This is a genomic window from Polyangiaceae bacterium, assembly GCA_020633205.1.
In the GTDB taxonomy this organism is placed as follows: Bacteria; Myxococcota_A; Polyangia; order Polyangiales; family Polyangiaceae; genus JAHBVY01.
In genome coordinates this window covers 328,802-349,578 of record JACKEB010000016.1, presented here as the reverse complement: position 1 = coordinate 349,578, position 20,777 = coordinate 328,802, and the positions used below count along the sequence as shown (strand labels likewise).

Annotated in this window: 14 protein-coding genes; 7 read left to right on the top strand and 7 right to left on the bottom strand. The window is 64.8% G+C overall.

Annotated features, from left to right (window positions below):
* Window positions 1-13: 13 nt before the first annotated feature.
* From H6718_26110 to H6718_26085, 6 genes are all read right to left on the bottom strand, one after another.
* Window positions 14-1,579: a hypothetical protein gene (locus H6718_26110; protein MCB9588914.1), complete on the bottom strand. Its 1,566-nt coding sequence runs from the start codon at window positions 1,577-1,579 to the stop codon at window positions 14-16.
* A gap of 65 nt (window positions 1,580-1,644) precedes the next feature.
* Complete coding sequence (gene kbl / locus H6718_26105; GenBank protein ID MCB9588913.1) at window positions 1,645-2,832, bottom strand: glycine C-acetyltransferase; 1,188 nt, start codon at window positions 2,830-2,832, stop codon at window positions 1,645-1,647.
* Window positions 2,833-2,890: 58 nt separating this feature from the next.
* On the bottom strand, window positions 2,891-4,072 hold the full coding sequence (locus tag H6718_26100; protein MCB9588912.1) for a zinc-binding dehydrogenase: 1,182 nt from the start codon (window positions 4,070-4,072) through the stop codon (window positions 2,891-2,893).
* A gap of 206 nt (window positions 4,073-4,278) precedes the next feature.
* Window positions 4,279-4,947 carry a hypothetical protein gene (locus H6718_26095; GenBank protein MCB9588911.1) on the bottom strand — a complete coding sequence of 223 codons (669 nt, stop codon included), beginning with the start codon at window positions 4,945-4,947 and terminating at the stop codon, window positions 4,279-4,281.
* A 310-nt stretch (window positions 4,948-5,257) separates the two neighbouring features.
* Window positions 5,258-6,580: a signal peptidase I gene (lepB, locus tag H6718_26090; GenBank protein MCB9588910.1), complete on the bottom strand. Its 1,323-nt coding sequence runs from the start codon at window positions 6,578-6,580 to the stop codon at window positions 5,258-5,260.
* Between the two features lie 102 nt (window positions 6,581-6,682).
* On the bottom strand, window positions 6,683-7,762 hold the full coding sequence (locus tag H6718_26085) for a hypothetical protein (protein MCB9588909.1): 1,080 nt from the start codon (window positions 7,760-7,762) through the stop codon (window positions 6,683-6,685).
* 82 nt (window positions 7,763-7,844) lie between these two features.
* Here H6718_26085 and H6718_26080 point away from each other — a divergent pair, with 82 nt between their 5' ends.
* The 4 genes from H6718_26080 to H6718_26065 all read left to right on the top strand — a co-directional run bounded on the left by H6718_26080 (window position 7,845) and on the right by H6718_26065 (window position 12,891).
* The gene (locus H6718_26080; GenBank protein ID MCB9588908.1) at window positions 7,845-8,888 is read left to right on the top strand and encodes an NAD(P)-dependent glycerol-3-phosphate dehydrogenase; all 1,044 of its coding nucleotides are present in this window, start codon (window positions 7,845-7,847) and stop codon (window positions 8,886-8,888) included.
* A gap of 56 nt (window positions 8,889-8,944) precedes the next feature.
* Window positions 8,945-10,099: a hypothetical protein gene (locus H6718_26075; protein ID MCB9588907.1), complete on the top strand. Its 1,155-nt coding sequence runs from the start codon at window positions 8,945-8,947 to the stop codon at window positions 10,097-10,099.
* A 131-nt stretch (window positions 10,100-10,230) separates the two neighbouring features.
* On the top strand, window positions 10,231-12,090 hold the full coding sequence (locus H6718_26070) for a sigma 54-interacting transcriptional regulator (protein MCB9588906.1): 1,860 nt from the start codon (window positions 10,231-10,233) through the stop codon (window positions 12,088-12,090).
* Window positions 12,091-12,093: 3 nt separating this feature from the next.
* Window positions 12,094-12,891 carry a helix-turn-helix transcriptional regulator gene (locus H6718_26065; GenBank protein ID MCB9588905.1) on the top strand — a complete coding sequence of 266 codons (798 nt, stop codon included), beginning with the start codon at window positions 12,094-12,096 and terminating at the stop codon, window positions 12,889-12,891.
* A 103-nt stretch (window positions 12,892-12,994) separates the two neighbouring features.
* Here H6718_26065 and H6718_26060 read toward each other — a convergent pair whose 3' ends face one another.
* On the bottom strand, window positions 12,995-15,688 hold the full coding sequence (locus H6718_26060) for a hypothetical protein (protein ID MCB9588904.1): 2,694 nt from the start codon (window positions 15,686-15,688) through the stop codon (window positions 12,995-12,997).
* Window positions 15,689-16,398: 710 nt separating this feature from the next.
* Between H6718_26060 and H6718_26055 the strand changes: the two genes are divergently transcribed.
* Genes H6718_26055 through H6718_26045 form a run of 3 tightly spaced genes read left to right on the top strand, consistent with a single transcriptional unit; the run spans window position 16,399 to window position 20,596 of the window.
* Complete coding sequence (locus H6718_26055; protein MCB9588903.1) at window positions 16,399-17,199, top strand: hypothetical protein; 801 nt, start codon at window positions 16,399-16,401, stop codon at window positions 17,197-17,199.
* Window positions 17,200-18,909, top strand: a complete 1,710-nt coding sequence (locus H6718_26050; protein MCB9588902.1) for a hypothetical protein — start codon at window positions 17,200-17,202, stop codon at window positions 18,907-18,909.
* A gap of 25 nt (window positions 18,910-18,934) precedes the next feature.
* Complete coding sequence (locus H6718_26045; protein ID MCB9588901.1) at window positions 18,935-20,596, top strand: outer membrane protein transport protein; 1,662 nt, start codon at window positions 18,935-18,937, stop codon at window positions 20,594-20,596.
* The last annotated feature ends 181 nt before the right edge of the window (window positions 20,597-20,777 follow it).

Sequence of the window (20,777 nt, the reverse complement as noted above, 5' to 3'; positions counted from 1 at the left end):
CCTCGATGCGGTTCTAGAATCCACTGGTTGCTCCAAACACGAAGCGGAGGCTCTCTGGCTCGGCGCCCTCGTCGAAGGGTTCGGTTCCGAACGCGAGCAGCATCTCGAACACGTGATCGCGGGAACCGACGGCTCGCAGGCCGAGCCCCGCGGACTGGCGAAGCAGCCCAGGTTCGAAGCCATCCAGGTGCTCGCCAAAGACGTTGCCCACCGCGTAGTGGATCGCCCCGTCGAGCCATACCCAGACAGGCCAGGTGTAGTCGAAACGCAGCACCGCGCTGCTGCGGTCCACCAGGCGGCCCTCGAGGAAACCGCGCATTGGGCGATCCCCGCCGAGGGTCATTTGTTCGTTGAAGGGGATTTCGCTGCCCTTGAGTAGCGGGTCCACGAAGTCCACGATCAGTTGTAGACCAACGACGCGCTCGGCGTTCACATCGACGAAGCCCCCCAGAGAGGCGCCGTACTTGAGCCAAGCTTGGCGGTCCGTCGTCGTTTCCGCGAGGGTCGGCTCGACGCGCCGGAGGCCAGTGGCGTGCTCACCGCGGAGCGCGAGGCGAACGCCGCTTCCATTCGGCTGCACCCAGTCGCTCGCGTCGTCGTCAAAGAGCTTCTCCCGGCGGCGCCGGGAGTCCAAATCGAGGTCCACTCGCTCGAAGGCGATGGTGTAGCCATCGGCCGAGCCGGGGGGTGCTGTGAGCTCTCCCGCGTCGATCTGCGACTGAACCGAGGGACTGCCGCAACAGCGGTCGCCTAGTCTGAAGCTGGTGTCGCGCACACCCAGCGCTGCCCGCAACATGGAGTCCGTGGGCTGTTCAGCCGGGCTCCTGGGCGGGTGATGGGGGCGCGCTTTGAGATAGCCCGTGAAGTCCAGTCGCGCCTCGAGCATATCCCTGCGGTAACGCGGGTCAGGGCCACGAGAGCGGGGGCCCAGACCATAGAAGACGTAGTCCGGGCGCTGGAGATATTCGCCGGCCAGCGCGATGTCGGTGTCTTCGTCGATGAGTACGCGGTCTGTTAGCTGAAAATTCAGCCAGTCTTCACCGCCCCACGCGGCTCGCGCGCGCACCTGGTTCTGCTCGTGACCGGCGTCGTTCCAGAAGTAGTAGAGACCGATGCTCGGGCGAAAACCAAAGTCGATCAGACCCGTCGGCACGACGCCCATGTTGTCGTCCGGACCGAACGTGAAGAAGTCCGTGACGGCCTCGACCCAGTCGTCCCGCTCTGCGGTGGTTACGAGTAACCCCAGCGGGCGACGAATCACGAACTCGCTCACGGAATAGAGCGGAGAGAGCAACACGCGCGGGATCCAAATCAGGACGTCCCCCGCCGTCGTGGGCTCTTCTCGACCGTCGTAGTCTGGCAGGCTCCGCTCATCGCCGGTCAGCGGTGCGTCAGGATCGGCCGTGTAGCTTGGTGGCTTCTCAGCCTTCTTTGACTGCTCTTTCGGCTCGGCGCGCGACGTGGCGCTGTCCGGCTTGGCAGCCTTCGAGTCCGCGTCCGATTGTGCGTGCGCAGATGGGCAGACGGACGTGCCCAGCGCCATGAGGCCCAGGGCGCAGGCCAAGCGGGGAGCGCGCATCGGGACGACGCTAATGTGAGCGCCGCGCAGAGGCAACGCTTCAGAGCGTCGGGCGTTGGGCGCAGTTAACGGATGACGCCAACTTCCCGGCCCACGGCGGTGAATGCTTCGACCGCCTGGTCGATCTGTTCGGGTGTGTGCACCGCTGAGAGCTGCACCCGAATGCGCGCCTCGCCCTTTGGAACCACTGGGTAGGAGAACCCGATGACATAGATGCCACGGGTGAGCAGCTTGTCCGCCATATCTGAGGCGAGTTTGGCGTCGTGAACCATCACCGGAACGATCGCGTGCTCGCCAGGTTTCAGCTCGAAACCTGCCTTCGTCATTCCTTCACGGAAACGTTGCGCGTTGGCCTTCAGCGTCAGCCGGAGCTCACTGGAGCGCTCCAAGAGATCGATGACCGCGATGCTCGCGCCCGCAATCGCTGGCGCTAGCGTGTTCGAGAACAGGTAGGGACGCGAGCGCTGACGCAGGAGCGCGACGATCTCCTTGCGCCCGGTGGTGAAGCCTCCGCTGGCGCCGCCCAGGGCCTTGCCGAGGGTGCTGGTCATCACGTCGATGCGCTTCATCACGCCGAAGTGGTCGGGCGTACCCCGCCCGTTTGGTCCCACGAACCCGGTTGCGTGAGAGTCGTCGACCATCACGAGGGCGGAGTAGCGCTCTGCGAGATCGCAGATCTGGTCGAGCTTTGCGAGGTAGCCGTCCATGCTGAACACGCCGTCGGTGGCGATCATGCGGAGGCGCTTGCCTTGGGTCTCCTGAAGGCAGCGCTCGAGCTCTTGCATGTCCCCGTTGGCGTAGCGATGGCGCTCGGCCTTGCAGAGGCGGATGCCGTCGATGATTGAAGCGTGGTTCAGGGCGTCGCTGATGATCGCATCGTCAGCTCCGAGAAGCGTCTCGAACAGTCCACCATTCGCGTCGAAGCAAGACGAGTAGAGGATTGTGTCTTCGGTGTCGAAGAAGCCGCTCAGCTTCGCTTCCAGGCGCTTGTGCAGATCTTGGGTGCCACAGATGAAGCGCACGCTGGAGAGGCCAAAGCCGTGGGTCTCGAGGCTCTGCTTGGCCGCGGCCATCACCTCTGGGTGAGATGACAGCCCAAGGTAGTTGTTCGCGCAGAAGTTCAGGACCTGCTGGTCTCCTGCGGTGATCGCGCCCCCTTGCCGTGAGGTAATGATGCGCTCGCGCTTGGTGAGGCCTGCGGCTTCGATACCATCGAGCTCAGTCTGAAAGATGCCTCGGGCTTGGTCGTACATGGTGTCTCCGCTCGCGGTTATCTGGCAGAAGTCGTCAGCGTGTCCTTGAGGACGCCGGCTAGAACTTGAGCACTACCTTCGGGTAAGTGCTGATGGCTTCCTCGAAGCGCTCCGGGGTGAACTCGTCGAAGGGCACGATTGGTCCCTGCCCGCCGTTGAGGATCACCTCCCAGACGAGGTCATGGATGTTCGGGTCGCGGGACTCCAGCAGGTGGCGCGTGATGTGCCACGTCTCCCAGATCCGCCGCCCGATCACGCTGTGCATGTTGATCCCGTCCACGATGACACGGTCGAAGCTCTCGATGATGGCGTCGCCGCTCTTCAACCCGAACAGGATGACGTCGCCCCCGCGTCGGACCAGGTGGATGGCGTTGTTGACCGACGAGTTCATGCCGCTCATTTCGAGTGCTACATCGACTCCGACGCCGTCCGTCAGGCGCCTGATCTCGGCGCATAGGTTCGGGTCATGGGCGTAGTCTTCGGCTCCTGCGCCGGGCTCGAGCACGACATCGGCGCCAAGCTTGCGGGCCATTTCCGCGTGGTGCTTCACCGGCTCCACGCCGACGATGTAGGTTGCACCCATCGCTCGCGCGATCGCGACAGCAAACAAGCCGATCGTACCGCAGCCGACGATTGCTACGCGTTTTCCGCGTAGATTTACCTTTGTGCAGGCGTGTACGGCGTTCCCGAAGGGCTCCTGGATTGCGGCGACCTCAGGACGCAGGCGTTCCATATTGTTTCGCCAGATGACCTTTGCGGGCAGCTTCACGTATTCGGCGAACGCGCCGTCGTAGCTGATACCAATGATCAGATCGTCTGCGCACACGTAGTGGTCGCCGCTCCGGCACTGGTGGCAGACTCCACAGTAGATGTGGCTCTCCGCGCTCACCAGGTCACCCACCTCGAGGCCGAAGCTGCGGCGAGCTTCGCTGCCGACGGCGACGACTTCGCCGAACAGCTCGTGGCCAATCACGCGTTGATCCTTCGCGTGGCGCATGGCCTTGGCCTCGTTGTCGAGGGAGTTGCAGATCATGTCCTTGAATGCCTTGCGGAACCAAATCCCACGATCCGAGCCACAGAAGCCCACGTAGCGCGGCTTGATCAGCACTCGGTTGCGGTCGTGGTAGTCGCTGCGCTCGTCGAGGGTCACCCGCGGCACTTCCTCGACCCGCAGGCCTTTCGATGAGTCCCACGGATCCTTCGCTCGATCGTAAACCAGCGCACGCATGCTCTCGGCCATGGGCGACTTCTACGACCCTCCGTGGAGGGGGAGCAAGCCGAGTGCCTTGAGCGCCGATACTTTGCTGCCGGGCGTCGCAGCGCGTCAGCAGTGTTGTGCAGGCGTTGACCGGAAACGCGCGAGACAAAAACGCAGACGCCGCCTCGGTCGAGGCGGCGTCGATGCGCTGGTTGGTGCGGCGGCAGCGAACTCAGCTGCCGCTGAACTCAGGTGCCAGCCGGCGTGGGCAGCTTCAACTTGGGCAGGCGGCGGATCAGCGGGGCGGACGACGACGGCGCTGCCGAAGCGGAGGCCGACGGCTCTGCCGACGCGCTTGCGGAGGCGCTCGCTGAGGGCTCCGCGGACGCGGAAGCCGAAGCGGATGCGCTAGCCGAGGCTGAAGGTGCGACGCTCGCTGACGGGTTCGGCGTCACGCCAGCGTCCTGGCTCTCGACGTCCTCCGGCTTGACGTCGGTCTCCGTCTTGAGCTGCGGGCTGTTGACGCGCGCTTGGACCCAGCCGGGGCTGAGCTGCTTGTAGCCCGACGGGTACTCGATCAGGAGGAAGTTCCCGTAGCTGGCCTTCAGGTTGACCAGAGTGCCCCGGTTGAGAGTGGCGATGAAGTCCGTTGAAGTGTCGGCCTTCTTGTACACGCGGAGGTTGTTGAGGAGCACACGCACCGTGCCGCCCATCTTCACCTCCTTGTCACCGTAGCGCTCGACCTCGTCGTCCTTCTTCTCTTCTGCAACGGGTTCCGCGCTGGACGCCGCTGGCTCAGGCGCGGCCGTCGCTGACGGCTCTGCCGGCGCTTCTTCTTCCTTCTTGCAGGCGAGCAGCGCAAAGATCAGACCAGCTGCGGCGATGGCAGTGGACGCACGTGCGGGGTTGATAACCATCCGTAAGTTCCTCCTCGGGGCCGGACCCTACACGAAAGCCATGAGGGCGCCCACAGCGCAATACGTTCGACCTAGGCTTTTGATCCCAACGCCGGACGTCGGTTTCGCGTTCGGTAGCGGAGCCGCCTGAACCTTCGCGCGCTGGCCCGTCACGAGGCGCCGTGGAAACATCAGGCCGCGGGGCTTCGGTGAGGACCACAGGCGTTCCTCACCCCCAAACCGCTCGCCATTTGCGAAGGCTCCGGGCGCGAGTCCAAAAAAACGCGAGATGGTTTCAGCTCACGCCTTGTGAGCGAGCCTGCGGAAACGCTCAGTCTTTGGGGGCAGGCGGTGTGGTTTCAGACACGGGCGGGCGTTGCTTGAGGCAGCGATCGACCGCCGCGTGCAGCTCGGCCTTGTCGTGCTTCGGGAGCGTGGGCTTACCCATCACGTTCAGTCCTACCCGGTCCAACGTCAGCTCGCCGCTCGAGAGCCACACGAACATCGCGCGACCCTTGATGTTGTCGAAGGGCACACCGCCACCTCGACCGCCATTCCACGCGCGAGAGTCCTGAGAGTTGTTGCGGTTGTCGCCGAGCACCCAAACCTCGCCGGGCTTGACCTTGTAGGGACCCTCGTACTGATCGCGCTCGCCGTCCTGAAACAGCGTGAGGTAGCTCATATCCCCGAGGAACTCGACGAAGAGGTCACCCTGACGCGGATCGTCGCCCTCCATGTATTCGTAGTGGCCCACCTTGCAGTAGGGCACCTTCCAACCATTGAGGATCGGGTGTCCGTCTTGGACTGCCAGCGTGTCTCCAGGCAGCGCGATGACGCGCTTGATGTAGTCCTGGCGTACGTTGTCGGGGTTCGGATCGGGGTAGATGAACACCATCACATCGCCGCGCTTCGGCGGCAGACTCGCGAACAAGCGCGTGTCCGTGAAACGCAGCTTCGGGCCGTAAGCGAACTTGTTGACGAAGATGTGATCCTGAAGCTGCAGCGTGGGCAGCATCGACCCGCTCGGGATCTTGAAGGCCTCGACGACGAACTCTCTGAGCAACAACGCCACGAGGATCGCGACGCCAATCGACTCCGCGTACTCGCGCACCTCGCTCTTGCGCCACGGAGACAAGTGCCGATCCACCAGCACGCTCGCGCTCTCGTACGCTTTCTCGAAACCGGTTTCATCGAAGGGGATGCGCTCGAGCTCCACGCGCAGCGTCTCCAGGGCGAAGTCGAGCTCCTCTCGGGCGCTGGTCTTCACCAGCCGCTTCACTTGTTCCGCGCGGCGATCGAGTATCCGTGCGGCTTCGTCCAGGAGCTGAGCCGCGTGCTCGTAGTCGCGGCGTAGCTTTGGGGGCACGTCTGCGCGTCCACCAACACCGAGGTGCTTCGACAACGGGAGTTGATGCCGATAGTGATACAGCACCATCTCCACGATCGTGAAGAACGCGATCCCCGCCGGTACTGGCTGCTCCTTGATCAACCACGCCATGCGCCCGAGCAGGCTCAGTGTGTCTGTGTCGTCGGACGCGGCCAGCACAGTCACCGCAAGCCAGGCGACCGCAAGCGGTATCAGGAAGAACCAGACCAGCAGGAACACGTACCGCAGAGCAGGTTGCGGGCGCACGGAAGTAGTGGAGTCGGCCAAAGCGCGGGACTCTCTTACCTGTCGGACTGACTCTGGGCAACCTCCCGGGCTCGAGCACGGAGCCGGGGCGGGTTTTTTGGGGGGAGAGGCCCGCTGGGCAAGCTACTGCCGGTCCCCGAGCTGAACCAGGTAGTCGAGCTTTGCGGCTCGATCGTCGCCTGCCACTTGCGGCGGGTTGGTCTGTCCGACCCCGGAAGCATTGTCCACAATCAGGTAGTAGATCCCCTTGGGCAGCGGCAGGTAGCCCTTCCACGGCTGGCCCTGGGTCACGACGTTGTCCAGCAGCGGCTGCATGGGCAGCGCGGCCGGGCCTGGGTTCGTGACGTATTGCTGAAGCATCTGATCGCCGGGTCCTTTGGGGAGCACGAACACGTCCACGGCGGCGGCGCCGTCGAGCGCCGCGGTGAAGTACAGCGCCTGATCGTCGTCGGTGACTTCGAAGCCGCCGATGAACTCCTGTTGCCCTTGGTGGACCTCGGTTCGGTTGTTCTCGAGAGCGACCTTGGAGGTCTTGCTCACCTGGAAGGGCTTGAAGGGTTTGCCGCCCAAAGCGATCACGCCCATCCCGAAGTCGGTTTCACCCTTGTCGCTGTAGCGAATCACGGTGAAGCCACGGCTCAGCTGGGAGTCGACGAGCTTGCGTCCCGCCGCGTTGGCATCGAAGCCCGCGAGCGACATTCCAGCCTTGGCGAAGCTCGACTCGACCAAGCCCACGTTGAAGTTCGTCGCCTGAATATTTCTCGGGCGGAAATAGATGTACATCGCGTCATCCTTGACGCGGAAGTCCGGCGCGTACTCGATGAGCCCCGAGCTGGTGAAGCCGATGCGCGAGCTCAGGCTTGTCCAGCCGTAGCCTTTGCCGGAGTACTGCACGACGATGCTCTTGCGGTTCTCTTCGTCGATCAGCTGGGACTGACAGCTGTCCGCAAAGAAGCGACCGGCGACTGGCTGGTCGTCTGCCAGCTTCAGTGGCACACCGCGGCGGGTCATCTCGAAGCAGAAGCGGTCGAGACCAAACTTCAAGATGTCGAAGCGCAACGAGCGGTTCTCGGGGTCGTTGATCACGCCGGGGCCGAGCACCGTCACCGCGTCGTACCCCAAGGCCTCCTGATTTGGACAGCCAACCAACGCTGGCGCGAGCAGACTCGCGGCACACAACCAAGCAAAACGTTTCAGGCGCATCGCGGCGCAGCATAGCAAAGCGTCGGCTGAGTCCAGGCCTTCCGTTGACAGCCAGCGCGAGCTGGTTTCAGAGTCGCTCCCGATGACGCAGCACTCAGAGCCTGTTGGTGTCGACCGTCCGGGCGCGAAGACCGCCGTGATCGGCGCCGGCGCGTGGGGTACCGCACTGGCGCTCCTGCTCGCGGGCAAAGGCCTGCCTGTCTCACTCTGGACCTGGCAAGAGCCTCACGCCGAGCGCATGCGCCAGGAGCAGGAGAACCAGGAGTTCTTGCCTGGGTTTCCCCTGCCGCCAAGCATGCAGATCACGAGCGACCTGGGCGTGGCGCTGGCCGAGGCTGAAGTGGTCCTGCTGGTCGTGCCTTCCGACGTCTTTCGAGAGACCTTGGAGCGGGCGCGGGAGCTGATTCCCCCGAGCGCGAGCCTGGTCACCGCGACCAAAGGCATCGAGCAGGGCAGCTTGATGCTGATGAACGAGGTCATCGTCGATGTCCTCGGGTCGCAGGCGAGTGCGCGGGTGGGCGTGTTGAGCGGCCCAAGCTTTGCGAAGGAAGTCGCCTCGGGCGTGCCCACGAACATCGTCATCGCGGCGCACGATCCGGAGCTCGCCGAGCGCCTGCAGCAGCACTTCGCTACCGGGCGTTTCCGCGTGTATTCCAGTGACGACCCTGTGGGAGTAGAGGTCGGCGGCGCACTGAAGAACGTGATCGCGATCGCTGCGGGTGCCTGCGACGGTTTGGGGTTCGGTAACAACACCCGCGCGGCGTTGATCACTCGAGGGCTTGCGGAGCTGAGCCGTCTCGCGGTGGCCAAACAGGGCAATCCGCTCACCCTGGCGGGCCTCGCGGGCATGGGCGATCTCGTGCTGACCTGCACGGGCGAACTCAGCCGTAACCGCACTGTCGGCTTCGAGCTCGGTCGCGGCCGCGAGTTGAGCGACGTGCTGGGCGGCCTGGGTCACGTTGCGGAGGGCGTCAAAACCGCTCGCAGCACCTACGATCTCGCCCAACGCCTGGGGGTTGAGCTGCCCATCTGCTTCGAGGTCTACCGAGTGCTCTACGAGGGCAAGTCCCCGCATCGAGCCGTGGAAGACGTCCTCACGCGACCTCTCAAGCGTGAGCTCGACTGAGCGAGAGAAACTGGATTGAATCTCGCCATCGCGGTACGTGTCCAAACTGAAAGCCCATGAGAGCCGGATCGTCGAAACCAAACGCGAGTAACTCACGGCGCGCCGCGCGCTGTGCGAGCGCCTTGCTTGCGCTGGGGGTGTTCAGCCTGAGCGATCACGCAGCAGCGCAGTATCCCCCGCAACAGTATCCGCCTCAGCAGTACCCTCCTCAACAGTATCCGCCCCAGCAATATCCGCCCCAGCAATATCCCCCGCAACAGCAGCCATACCCCGGACAGCAGCCCTATGGGCAGCCGGGCTACTATCCCCAACCCACGGTTCCGCGAGGAAAGGCTCGCTCGACGGACCTGGAGATCGGGACGCTCTACGGGACGTCGGTGGCCTATGGTGTGGGGCTCGGCGTCTGGATTGACGCAGAGGCTGGACTCGATGACCCGGGACTCGCCTTGATCCCACCCGCGATTTTGGGTGTGGCCGCTCCGGTGGGTGTCTACTTCCTGGACGACCCGGAGATGCCACGCGGCATGCCGAGCACGATCGCTGCTGGCATGGTGATCGGTGCAGGCGAGGGGATCGGGATCGCCGGCTATCAGTTCGTCACCGCGGACGAACAAGACGCCTGGGGCTTCAGGGGTCTTGCGCGCTCGGTGTCGCTCGGCGCCACGCTTGGCGCGGTCGGTGGGTACGCGCTGGCGTACTACGAAGAACCGTCGCCCAAGACGGCGATGTTCGTCTCGAGCGGCACGGTGTGGGGAACTGCCATCGGTGCGATGTTCGGATACGGCGCCAGCAACGCCGATCAGGATTACGGTCAAGCGAATGACAAGGCCGCGTTGGGTGGTCTGATCGGGTTCAACCTTGGTCTGGCCGCGACCGCCGGGTTGTCCGCGGTCTACATTCCCAGCTGGGAGAGCTTGTCGTGGATGTGGGCCGGCGCCGGCATTGGCGCTGCTGCTTCGCTGCCCGTATTCCTGTTCTACGCGGGCGATGGCGGGCCACCAGCCAAGCGAGGATTGATCTTCACGGGCACGGCCACGACCCTCGGCCTAGCGGCAGGTGCGATCTTCTCCTCGGATCCATCGGACTTCGGCGCGAACGAGCAGCGCGCGACCGAGTACGCGCGCGCCACACCCGGCGTCAGCATCGACTACGTCGCGCCGTTCGCGGATTCCAATGCGTTCGGCATGCAGGTTGGTGGGCAGATCTTCTGATTGACGCACCACGGCTCGCTGCTGCAGGTCACAGCCGTCGCAGCAAGCGCGCCTCTGGAGACGTCGCAGTTATCCCTCTGAAACCAAGCCTGTCCGAGGTTTGGATTCCGGGCTAAGGTCCCTGCCACTCCATGGCGATCATCCGTTACTTCGCGCCCCAGGGTCAGCCGATCCTGGTGCCCATCACCAAGCCGGTGACCACCATCGGTCGAGCCCTGGGCAACGACGTTCACGTCCCCGATCGCAGCGTTGCAGACCACCACGCGCAGGTGGTGTTCAACGGCCGAGACTTTCAGCTCGAAGAGCTGGATCGCCAAGCCGACATTCTGATCAACGGGAAGAAGAAGCGGCGCGCTCGGCTCGTCGATGGGGACCGTCTAACCCTGGGTGAGGCGCACCTCGGCTTCAGCATGTTCAGCGAGCTGCCGCGCCCGAGCCGCGAGGAAACAACCGAAAGCGGCGGCGCGCCGTCGGGCATCAACGAGGTCAGCGGCTTGCGCAAGTTGCACGCTTTCAGCGAGCGACTGATGACGACGGCTTCGGTCGACGACTTGCTCGAGACGCTGCTAGACGCCGTGGTGGAGTTCACCGGGGCCAAGCGTGGTGTCGTGCTGCTGGTGGACCCGGAAGAGTCCCAGAGCACGCCCCGGGTCCGCGCTTCACGTCATGTGCGCCGCGAGGCCATCGAGGATCCCTCGGGCCAGATCAGCGACAGCATCGTGCGGCGAGTGATCGACTCGAAGCGTCCGGTGATCGTGAGCGATGCGCTGAGCGACACCACCTTCGGATCGAGCGAAAGCGTGATGGCCCTGCAGCTCTCCAGCGTGATGTGTGCCCCGCTGCTCAGCCAAGGCAACGTCATCGGTGCGCTCTACGTGGCGAATGACGAAGTGAAGCACCTGTTCGAGCGCAATCAGCTGGATGTGCTCACGGTGTTTGCGGGGCAGGCGTCGCTCATCTTGCAGAACGCGATGCTGCTGACGGCGCTCCGCGCCGACAAGCGCAAGCTCGAGGCGGAGCTCAGTGACAAGCGCTTCGGGCAGATCATTGGTGCGTGCCCCTCGATGATGGAAGTCTTCCGCAAGCTGCAGAAAGTGGCCGCGACGGACATCGGTGTGTTGATCACCGGGGAAACGGGCACCGGCAAGGAGCTGATCGCCCGGGAGATCCATCGCCGCAGCAATCGTGAGCGCGGGCCATTCATCACCGTGAATTGCGGCGCCATCCCGGAGAACCTGATCGAGAGCGAGATGTTCGGCCACGTGAAGGGCGCATTCACGGGTGCCATCGCGAGTCGTCCCGGCAAGTTTCAGCAGGCCGACGGTGGCACATTGTTCCTGGACGAGGTGGGGGAGCTGCCCTTGTCCCTCCAGGTGAAGCTCCTGCGCGCCATCCAAGAGCGCGTCGTGATGCGCGTCGGAGACAGCAAGCCCGAGAAGTGCGACATCCGCATCGTCGCCGCAACGAACCGCAACTTGGACGAGATGATCAAGACCGGGGAGTTCCGCGAGGATCTGTACTACCGGCTCAACGTCGTCAACCTGTGGCTCCCGCCGCTCAGAGACCGCGGAGACGACGTCTTCATCATCGCCAAGGCGCTGCTCAGCAAGTACGCTGACGAGATGGCGAGCAGCGTGCGCGGCTACTCCCCTCAGGCGCTGGCGGCGATCAAAAAGTACAACTGGCCGGGCAACATCCGGCAGCTGGAAAACCGCATCAAGAAGGCGCTCGTGTTGTGCGACCAGAGCCTGCTCTCCCCCGAGGACATGGACCTCGGCCCCGAGGCGCAGGAGCCCATCGTCCCCCTCGAGAAGGCCAAAGAAGACTTCCAGCGTCGCTATGTGCTCGAAGTGCTCGAGCGCAACAACGGCAACCGCACTCAGACGGCCCGTGACCTGGGCGTCGATCCGCGAACCATCTTCCGCTACCTCGAGAAAGAGCAGAATCCCATGCCAAGCGGAGCGACTGGCGGCGCTGAGCGCGACTCCTGAGCGGTGACCACGACCAAGCAGCGCCTGCTCGTCGCACTGGCCGAGTTGGCCCACGAACGTCCTCTAGACCGCATCGCGATCATCGATGTGGCAGAACGAGCGGGTGTCAGCCGACCCACCGTGGTGCGCCATCTGGGCGACAAGCAGCGCCTGCGACGTATCCTTGAGGAAACTCGAGGCGCCCATGCCCCAGAGTCCCTGCGCGAACGCTTGGTGCACCTCGCGCTAGCCCAGTGGGGCACGAGCGGTGAAGGGGCACCGTCGGTTGCGGAGCTCGCCGCTGCGGCGGGCGTAGCCAAAAGCAGCATCAGCTGGCATTTCTCCCACAAGCGCGACCTCTTGGTCGCCATCGCGGAGTACCTCACCGGCCTCTACGACACTTCCGGTTTGTGGGGGGGAGAGGGGCAAGCGCCGGCGCGCGGCGGATCGCGAAGTGAGGGTACCCGTGGGGGAGGCGCAGCAATCGAGCTTCGACTCGGTGTGGATCTCTTGCTCAGGCGTCGCTTGGAGTTTTGCCGTGCGGTTCCCCGCACGACCATGGCGCTCGCCTGGTTGCGGCGCGCGGGCCCAGAGGACGCCCAGACGCTGCTAGACGAGAGCGAGCGCGACTTTCGGCGAGGCGTTGCGGAGTGGCTGTCCGTGCTCGCCCGGCGGAGAGAGCTGGAACCAGGCAACGACATCGAGGCTTGGATCGCGGTACTCGAGACGTTGTTGCGTGATCTCGAGCAACGCCCAGGCCAGCTGTCTTGGGCAGACCGCATCGGCGCGCTGCTCGTCACGAGCATCGCCCGCCGCGAGTAGTCCGCGCGACCATGCCGGGGGTGTTGTCGCAGCTTGGGTGTGGTCAAATGACAAGAGGGGCGCCGATGCTCGGCGCCCCTCGAGGTGCTTCGGGTGTCAGAGCTCAGTGCACGCTGCCGGTCAGCCAGGCAAAGGCCGGCACCATCACTTCTTCGGGGCTTGCGAGGCCTTGTCCCGGACTGTGACTGACGCGGCCGTTCTTTGGATCCACGCGGAAGCCATGGTCGCCGAAGATCATGACCAATGTGCGGGGCGGCAAGCCAGCCATGTGAGCCCAGAGTACCTCTGCCACCTCCGCCGCGAGGCTCCAGAGCGCGCCTGGGCGCGCGGCGCCCGGTTCTGTGATGCGAGACTCCACGAGGTCGAGCTTCATCACGTCGCGGTGTCCAGCGCGTACCCGTCGTAGGGTCGACGCCGCGCGGCCCCTTGCCACCGGTGCATCTCGTTCGCTCGCTACGGGTTCGCGTAGGCCCTGGGGACCGCGCCCCAGGAGCTCGAGTTGGGTTGCAGTGTTCGCGGGCAGCGCGGACCAGAGCAGCAGGCGCTCAACGCATGCTGCGTCTCGTCCAGCAAGCTCCTTGAGGTGTTCGTGCACCATCTGACCGAGGTCGAAGCGCAGCCCATCGACCAACAGCAGCTGCGCTTGCCGAGCGCCGTGCATGCGACCATGGCGCAGCGCGATGTCAGGCACGTCGAGCACCATGGTCGGCCGCTTGCCGCGGATCCGCAGGGCATCAAAGGCTTCGGAGTAGCTCTTCGCGAAGGCCGTCCCCCAACTCTCGATGGCGGCGTCTGCCTGGGCATTCAGGGGTTGCCCGAGGCGAGTTTCGACCAACGGCATGTATGCCGAGGTGAAGAGCCGCTCGACCACGGCGAGAGGCTTCGGGCCCCGCGCCGCTTCCAGGTCGCGCACCCACGCTTGCCAGGTCGCGTCAGGGACGGGGTCGAACTCACACTCGCTGCTCTCGGCGGGCTCCGGCTCGAGCGCGGCCGCCTCGGCTTCGGGTAGCGGGGCTGAGGTGTCGAGGTCACCCTCGAGCACCTCGAGGCTGGGTGCGGCGACCGCTTCGCTCTCGCTGGGTACGAGGGCGAGGCGCTCACCCTCGACCGCGGCGACGGGGGCTTCGACCACGGTGTGCTGCGACTCCGCCTCCTCGTTCACGATGTCCGTGGCTAGGTCGCTTTCGACCTCAGCATCCGCGCTCACCAGCGGTGCTTCCTCGTCGGAGCTGAAGGGCGGGTCGATGGGGGCGACCTCGGGAGCCCGAGAGCTGCGGTCCATCGCGTCCTGGTGATAGTCGCTCGCCTCGAAAGACGCGCTCGGCGCGCTGGAATCGTAGTGGATCGCACGCGTCGGCAGCGGGCTCTCCTCTTGGGTGAGCATGGCGGTGAACCCGTCGCTCAACGGTGAGGGCTCGGGCACTGCGATGGGTGCAGGCGCCTCGTCCGGCTCGCTCTCCCCCCCAAACGCGACGTCTTCCGCGTCGGCTTGAGCTGCGGCCTCAGCCGTTGCCTCGTCGGCGGCTTGCCAGTCGCTCTCGGGCAGCATGGGAGACTCGTCCAGCTCTTCGTGCTCGATGGCTTCCAGGGCTGCTAGCACGGAGCGGAAAGCCAGTTGGCGTGCGCCGCCTTCAATTTCCGCAGGGGAATCTTGGGGTACCTCGGCCAGTGCGGCGATGGGCGCCGCGACGTCGTGCGCTGCAGGCGGCAGTTCGCTGCTGACTTGGTCGCCGGCGTTTGCAGCGATCTCGTCGCTGGGATCCACCTCGTCGCTCGCGTGCGCTGCGTCTGCGGCCGGAGGCTCCGGCTGACTTGCTGCGGCTTCCGCCAAGCCGAGGGCAGCTTCGGACGGCTCGAGCCGCGTCTCGGGTTCGCCTTCAGGCGCGGCAGCTTGCGCTTCCGCGGGGGAAGCATCTAGTCCGAGTTCCAGCTGGGGCGACGGCTCTTCGAGCTCTGATTCGGTTGACTCGACGTCAGCTTCCAGCGCGCTGGTTTCTTCCGCTAGTGCGGCAGGAGCGACGCCCGCCCGCGGGGGAGGCGGGGGAGGTGCGCTGAGACGGCTGGGCGGAGGCGGCGGGCTCGCATCGTGCAGTGCCCTCGCGAGGTCGGCGGGGGAGTACTGGCCGTCGTCGTCCAACCAGTCCGAGAGCTGCTCGCTCTCCTCCTCGGTGTCTGCCTCGAGCTGAATCCCCACGGGACTGTCCACGAGGAGCGTCTCGAGCGCGACGGGGCGCGTGTAGATCCCGAGGTAGCGATCGCGCACATCGAACAACAGTCGCACCCGCTTCTCGGTGGCCGCTCGCAGCCACCAGCGAAGCACCGCGCTGTCTTCAGCGTCCAGCGCCCCAGCCAGGTTCGTCAGGCGCGCGAGGGTGTCGAACATCAACACGAGGCCCGTCGCGCCAACGCTGCGCGCGCGGTAGAGCTGATCGCTCAACGTTGCCTCGAGGTTCGTTGCTGCTCCAAAGCCAGCGGGGCCGGCGGCCCTTCCGGCTAGCTGCTCCTCGATCGCGGCATCGACTACCAGCGCGAGTTGTCCCCGCTGCTGCGCGCTGGGCGCCGGGACGCTGACCCACAACAGGCCCGCCTTTTCCGCGCGGGCGCGCAGCTCGGACCGTTCTTTGCGGGTGACCAGCCGCGCCTCGGCGGTGACGGGCCAACTCAGCGCGGAAACTACACTTGTCCCTAGCGAGGGCAGCGGCGTTGCCCCCGTCAGCTTCAGGGCATCACCCGCGGGGCCAAGCACCGCATCCCGGCTGAAAGCAGCACCGCGTTCCCACTCGCTATGCATCGACATACATAACCCCAGTGCCAGAGAGACCCGAGCTGGGAAAAGTTTTTGGCAAAGCTCGGGCGTCGCTGGGCGGGCCCCGGGCGTCCCTCAGCGCTGTTGCAAAGCGCTACCCTAGCGGCGAGATCGAGCCGGTCGTGACCACCTGGGTCAGTCGACCTGGCGCAAGGGAATTCGACGCGCTCTATCAAGCCGGCTGAATCCAGCCACTTGGGGAATTCGAAGAAGCTTGATCTGACCCCGTTGACGTAGCTCGTCCGGGACAAATACATTCGTCCATGGCCCCTCTGCGGGGTTCGCCAGGTGCAGACAATTGAATCCCTTACAATGCGTTGAACCCGGGAGACCGAACACATCAGGAGCGCTAGGCCCAGACCAACTCACTGGGAAGCCAGATCGATGTGAGGAGTCGCCCACCTAGCTAAGCTAGGGGTTCATTCGTCCTGCAATACCAGCGAACTTTGCGGTACGGGCTTCCCTGAACGGGCTGGCTATGCCGGCCCGTTCGCCTTTGGGGGGCTGTCTCCCCTTTCCGAAGACGCGTAGCGACACCTCGCGGATCCACTGTCAGCGACAGGTTGCAGCGTCGCCCGATAGCCCACGGAGGCTGGCCCAAGCCAGCGTGGAAACATCCTGTCACGGCGAGTCGTGTACGGAAACGTGAGAATCTTCCAAGGCTTCCGTCGCGCGGCTCGGTCGGCTACGGTCAGCGCGATATGGGGACTGACGGGATCACAGCGCGCCTCCACTGGAGGCGATTGGGTGGACGACTCGGCTTACCAGCGATGGTCTTGGCGGGTCTCGCGTTCCTCGCTCCAGGGGTCGAGGCGGCGAAGGTAAAGGGCAAGGTCACCAACTTCATGGAGTTGGAGAACCCGGTTTGGGCCGAGGCGAAAGAGCCCAAGAATCGCGGCTATTCCTTCCGTGAGCCGGTCCCCACCGTGCCCGCGAAGTTCCGCAAGCTCTTCCCCCACATCCCCAAAGAGCTGTGCGTCGCTCTCATCGCAAAGTCCGTACAGAAGCCGCCGAAGCCGATCCTGATCCGCGTCGGTGGCGGGCGAACCACCCCGGTGACCATCGTGGTTCCTCCGGGAACTCAGTTCACGTTCCAGAACACGGACCCGTTCGTCCACCAGCTCTATGGTGTCGGGATCCCGACGTTCAACCCGGCGAACACGGTGCGCGGTGGGACCCGCGACTGGACGGTGCCGAAGGCCGGCAGCTACGAGATCCGCGACAAGCGCGCTCCGTCGCTCCGCATGTGGATCGTCGCCGAGAGCAACGTCGCGGCGATCGCGTATCCCAACCTCAAGGGTGAGTTCTTGCTCGATGCCAAAGAGGCCGGCGACTACGACATCCAGGCATTCTTCGCCGGCAAGAAGGTCGGCCCAGCGACTCCCGTCAGCGTCTCGCGTGACTTGACCATCAAGGATGAGATCAAGGTCGCGCCCGATCCGAAGAAGGAAAAGGCGAAGGACGACGACGACGAGAAGGCAAAGGACAAGGACAAGAAGTAGATGCTCGCCTCACGCTTTTGGTACGTGGTGCTGGCGTTGGTGCTCGGTGCGAGCATCTTCGTCTTGCTGCTGGCGACCAGCATGTACAACCGCGCGGGTCTGCGCGCGATGGATGAGGGCCTGAGTTCCGACTCGCAGGTCGTCAGCTGGTACTTGAAGAACGACGCGCGCGAGCGCTCGGCCCAGCTGATCAAGTTCGCCCTCAACCAGGACATCGCCAAGCAGCTCTCCAAGGCCTCCGCGGCGGAGGGCAAGATCCCGAGCGACGTGCGGGACAAGCTCCTCGACGCGCTGAAGAAGGTCAACTCACGTATCCCCGAGGAAGACGCCTTCGACGCGGTGTTCGCGGTGGACCAAAACGGTCGCGTCGTGGCCCACCTGGGCTATGAGCAGGCGAGCGGTATGGAAGACTTTGAGCTCGGCGGCTACCCCGTAGTGGCTGACGCACTCCACGGCTACATTCGGGACGACACCCTCCAGCTCGACCGGCTCTACCGTGTGGTTGCGCGACCCGTCGAGTTCGACCTTGGGTCAATGCCTGCAGGTGCGGTGATCGGCGCGCGCGTCATCGACCAGAAGTTTGCGCGCACGCTCTCTCAGCGTACTGGCGCGGCCGTGGCTTTCTACATGGACGGCGCGAGCACCGTCTCCGCAGCCCCCGAAGGCTTCGACAAGAGCCAGCTCGATCAAATCAACAGCGACCTCAGCGAGGCGCTGCTCGATGAGAACTACGTTTCCGTGGGGCGTAGCCCGGCGCGCACCCTGGGCGGAAACGTTCGCGTCGTCTACTCGCAGCTACCCGGTGAGGCTGGGCAGCTCGGCGCAGGCTACGTCGTGGGTCGTCTTCCCGCACAAGTCGATTCCCCGTTGGCCTTCTTCAAGCAGGCGGACGACAAGGACAAGGCGCAGGCCAATGTTGGGCTGGTGGCAGGTGCGGTCGCCATTGCGGCGTTCCTGGGCCTGATTTTCTCGTTCCTCGAGCACACGCGGCCTATCAACACCTTCAAGAACGAGTGCATCAAGCTCGCGAAGGGTGAGATCGATCAGCTCACTCCGTCGAAGTTCCGCGGCATCTTCCGTAAGATCGCCTCGGATGTGAACGACGGCATTGACCAGGTCGTGGCCAAGGGCGGCGGCTCTCCCAGACGCGCAGCGGACCTCGGCAGAGTGCTCGGCGACATCCCGGACCAACCGGTGATGAGCGCGTTTAGTTTCCCCGGGGATTCAAATGCGACGCCCGAGCCCTCGAGCCCGGGCGCCGCGCCTGAGCCCTCGCGGCCGAAGCCGAAGCCCAAGGCGCCCATGGCGGAGACTCAAGGCTCTGCGCCTTCCCCCGTGGTGTCCTCCCCAGTTGCTGCATCTTCCCCTGGCGCTGCGCCGAGCCCGCCGAAGCGTCCGCTCCCGAAGCCCCCAGGTCGACCCGGTGCGTCAGCGCCCAACGCCGCGCCCGCGGCTGAGGCCGCTGCGTCCGCCGAAGCCGGGGGCGAGCCCTCCGAGGCCGAGGAATGGCGTCAGGTGTATGAAGACTTCGTTGCCACCAAGCAGCAATGCGGCGAAAAGACGGAGGGCTTCACTTACGAGAAGTTCGAGCAGACCCTGAAGAAGACCCGGGAGGCCTTGATGAGCCGCCACCAGTGCAGCCGGGTCAAGTTCAGCGTCTACGTGAAGGACGGCAAGGCCGCCCTCAAGGCAAGTCCGATCAAGGACTAAGGCCGGGTTCGAAGCAGGGGAACAGATGCAGGGACCACAGGAGACACTCGCCATTCGCGTCGCCAGCCGGCTGTCCGGTCGCTCTCCCGCTGGAGCTCAGGCTCTCGGCGGTGGGGCCACTGAAGAGGAGCGGCGGTCGCTTCCTCGGGGAAGTAGACGTCGTGGCATACGTCGGCTGACCACGCTGGGAGTCGCCCTCGGCGCTAGTCTGGTTGCGAGCTCTGCCTTCGCGACCAGCGCGCTGGAAGTGCCCGACAATGGCACACAACAGATGGCGCGCGGCGGCGCCTGGGTGGCGCGGGCAAGCAACTCCCTGGCGACCTACTACAATCCGGCGGCCCTCAGCGGCCTGCAAAGCGGCGCGCTCTTGGGCACCAACCTGGTGTTCAACAAGGAGTGCTTCACGCGGCTCGACACCGATGGCCAGCCGGCTCGGCCGAACGTGCCAGGCGTGACCTACCAAGAGGTCTGCAACGAGAACTCGGGTACGCCAAACCCCATCCCGCACCTCGCTGGCAACCTGCGACTTAGCGATTCCCTGGGGATCGGTCTGGCGTTCCTGCCTCCGTCGTCCCTCGGCAAGATCACCTTCCCCGAGGTTTCGGATGCCAAGGCGGGCAACACGACGGTGCAGTTCGCATCGCCTCAACGCTACATGATCCTCGAGGTCGACGGCGTGCTGCTCAACCCGACGCTGAGCGTGGGTTACGCCGTCAGCGATCAAATCCGTCTCGGCCTCGGCTTTGTCGCCGGCTTTGGCAACCTGAAGCTCTCCAATGCCGCCATGGCTCAGCCGAGCGCGAATGATACGCGCGACAACGTCTCCGGCGATGTGAAGGCGGAGGTCGACGTCACGGACCTGTTCATCCCGGGGTTCGTGTTTGGTGCGCTGTACTCAGCGACCGATCAGATCGACATCGGTTTCGCTTTGCACTGGCAGGATGCCTTCAAGGGCAAGGGCGACATCACGGCGACCTCGGGCTACTGGGGAGCCAACGGCCGCCTCTCGCCGGATGGTGGCACCGCGTCCAAGAGTCAGGACGCAGGAGAGGATCTGGTTTCTCTGGAGATCCCGAATCCGCTGCAGGTGCGCCTTGGCGTCGCGTTTCGCCAACCTCGAGACGGGGCGCCTGGTTACCTCGCGGAAGCGGCAGAGCGCGATCCTTTGAGCCAAGACGTCTTCGATATCGAGCTCGATCTCGAGTACACGAAGAACAGCGACTTCGACGCGATCAAGGTGCGGGTCCCCAAGGATACGGTCCTGATCTACAGCGGCACCGCCTCGGTTGGCGCCGTACCGGAGAACTCAGACATCGCGCTGAACATGAAGGACACCTTCGGCGTGCGCCTTGGCGGCGACTTCGTTGCGGTTCCCGATATGCTCGCTGTCCGCGCCGGCATGTGGTTTCAGACCGCCGCGGCGGACAGCGAGTACTTGCATCCTTCGCCCGTCGGCGGCGCGCGCTTCGGCTTGTCTGGGGGCGGTCAGTTCCGTATCGCCCCCGTAGACATCGAGCTCGGCTACATGCTGGTGAGCCTGCAGGAGATGGACAACAAGGGTAAGGGATCCATCACCGCCATCAGCGGCAACCAGGGCCTTGGCAGTCGCTCGCCCTACGCAGTCAACGGCGGCAAGATCAGCGGCACCGCCCACATCATCTCGGCCGGCGTCGGCGCCAAGTTCTGAACGGCCTAGCTCATGGAGCGGGAGGAGACGGCTGTCCCCTTCCGTTTTTCGGGGGTGAGGGGCGGCGTTTTCCGACCTAGCCGCCGCATTCAAGCCGTTTCGCCTAGAGGCCGGAGCGGATTGCGTCACCCGTCCGCTGGCACTAAGCATCCATCCCTCGGAGCAACCCGGGGCGGCGCCA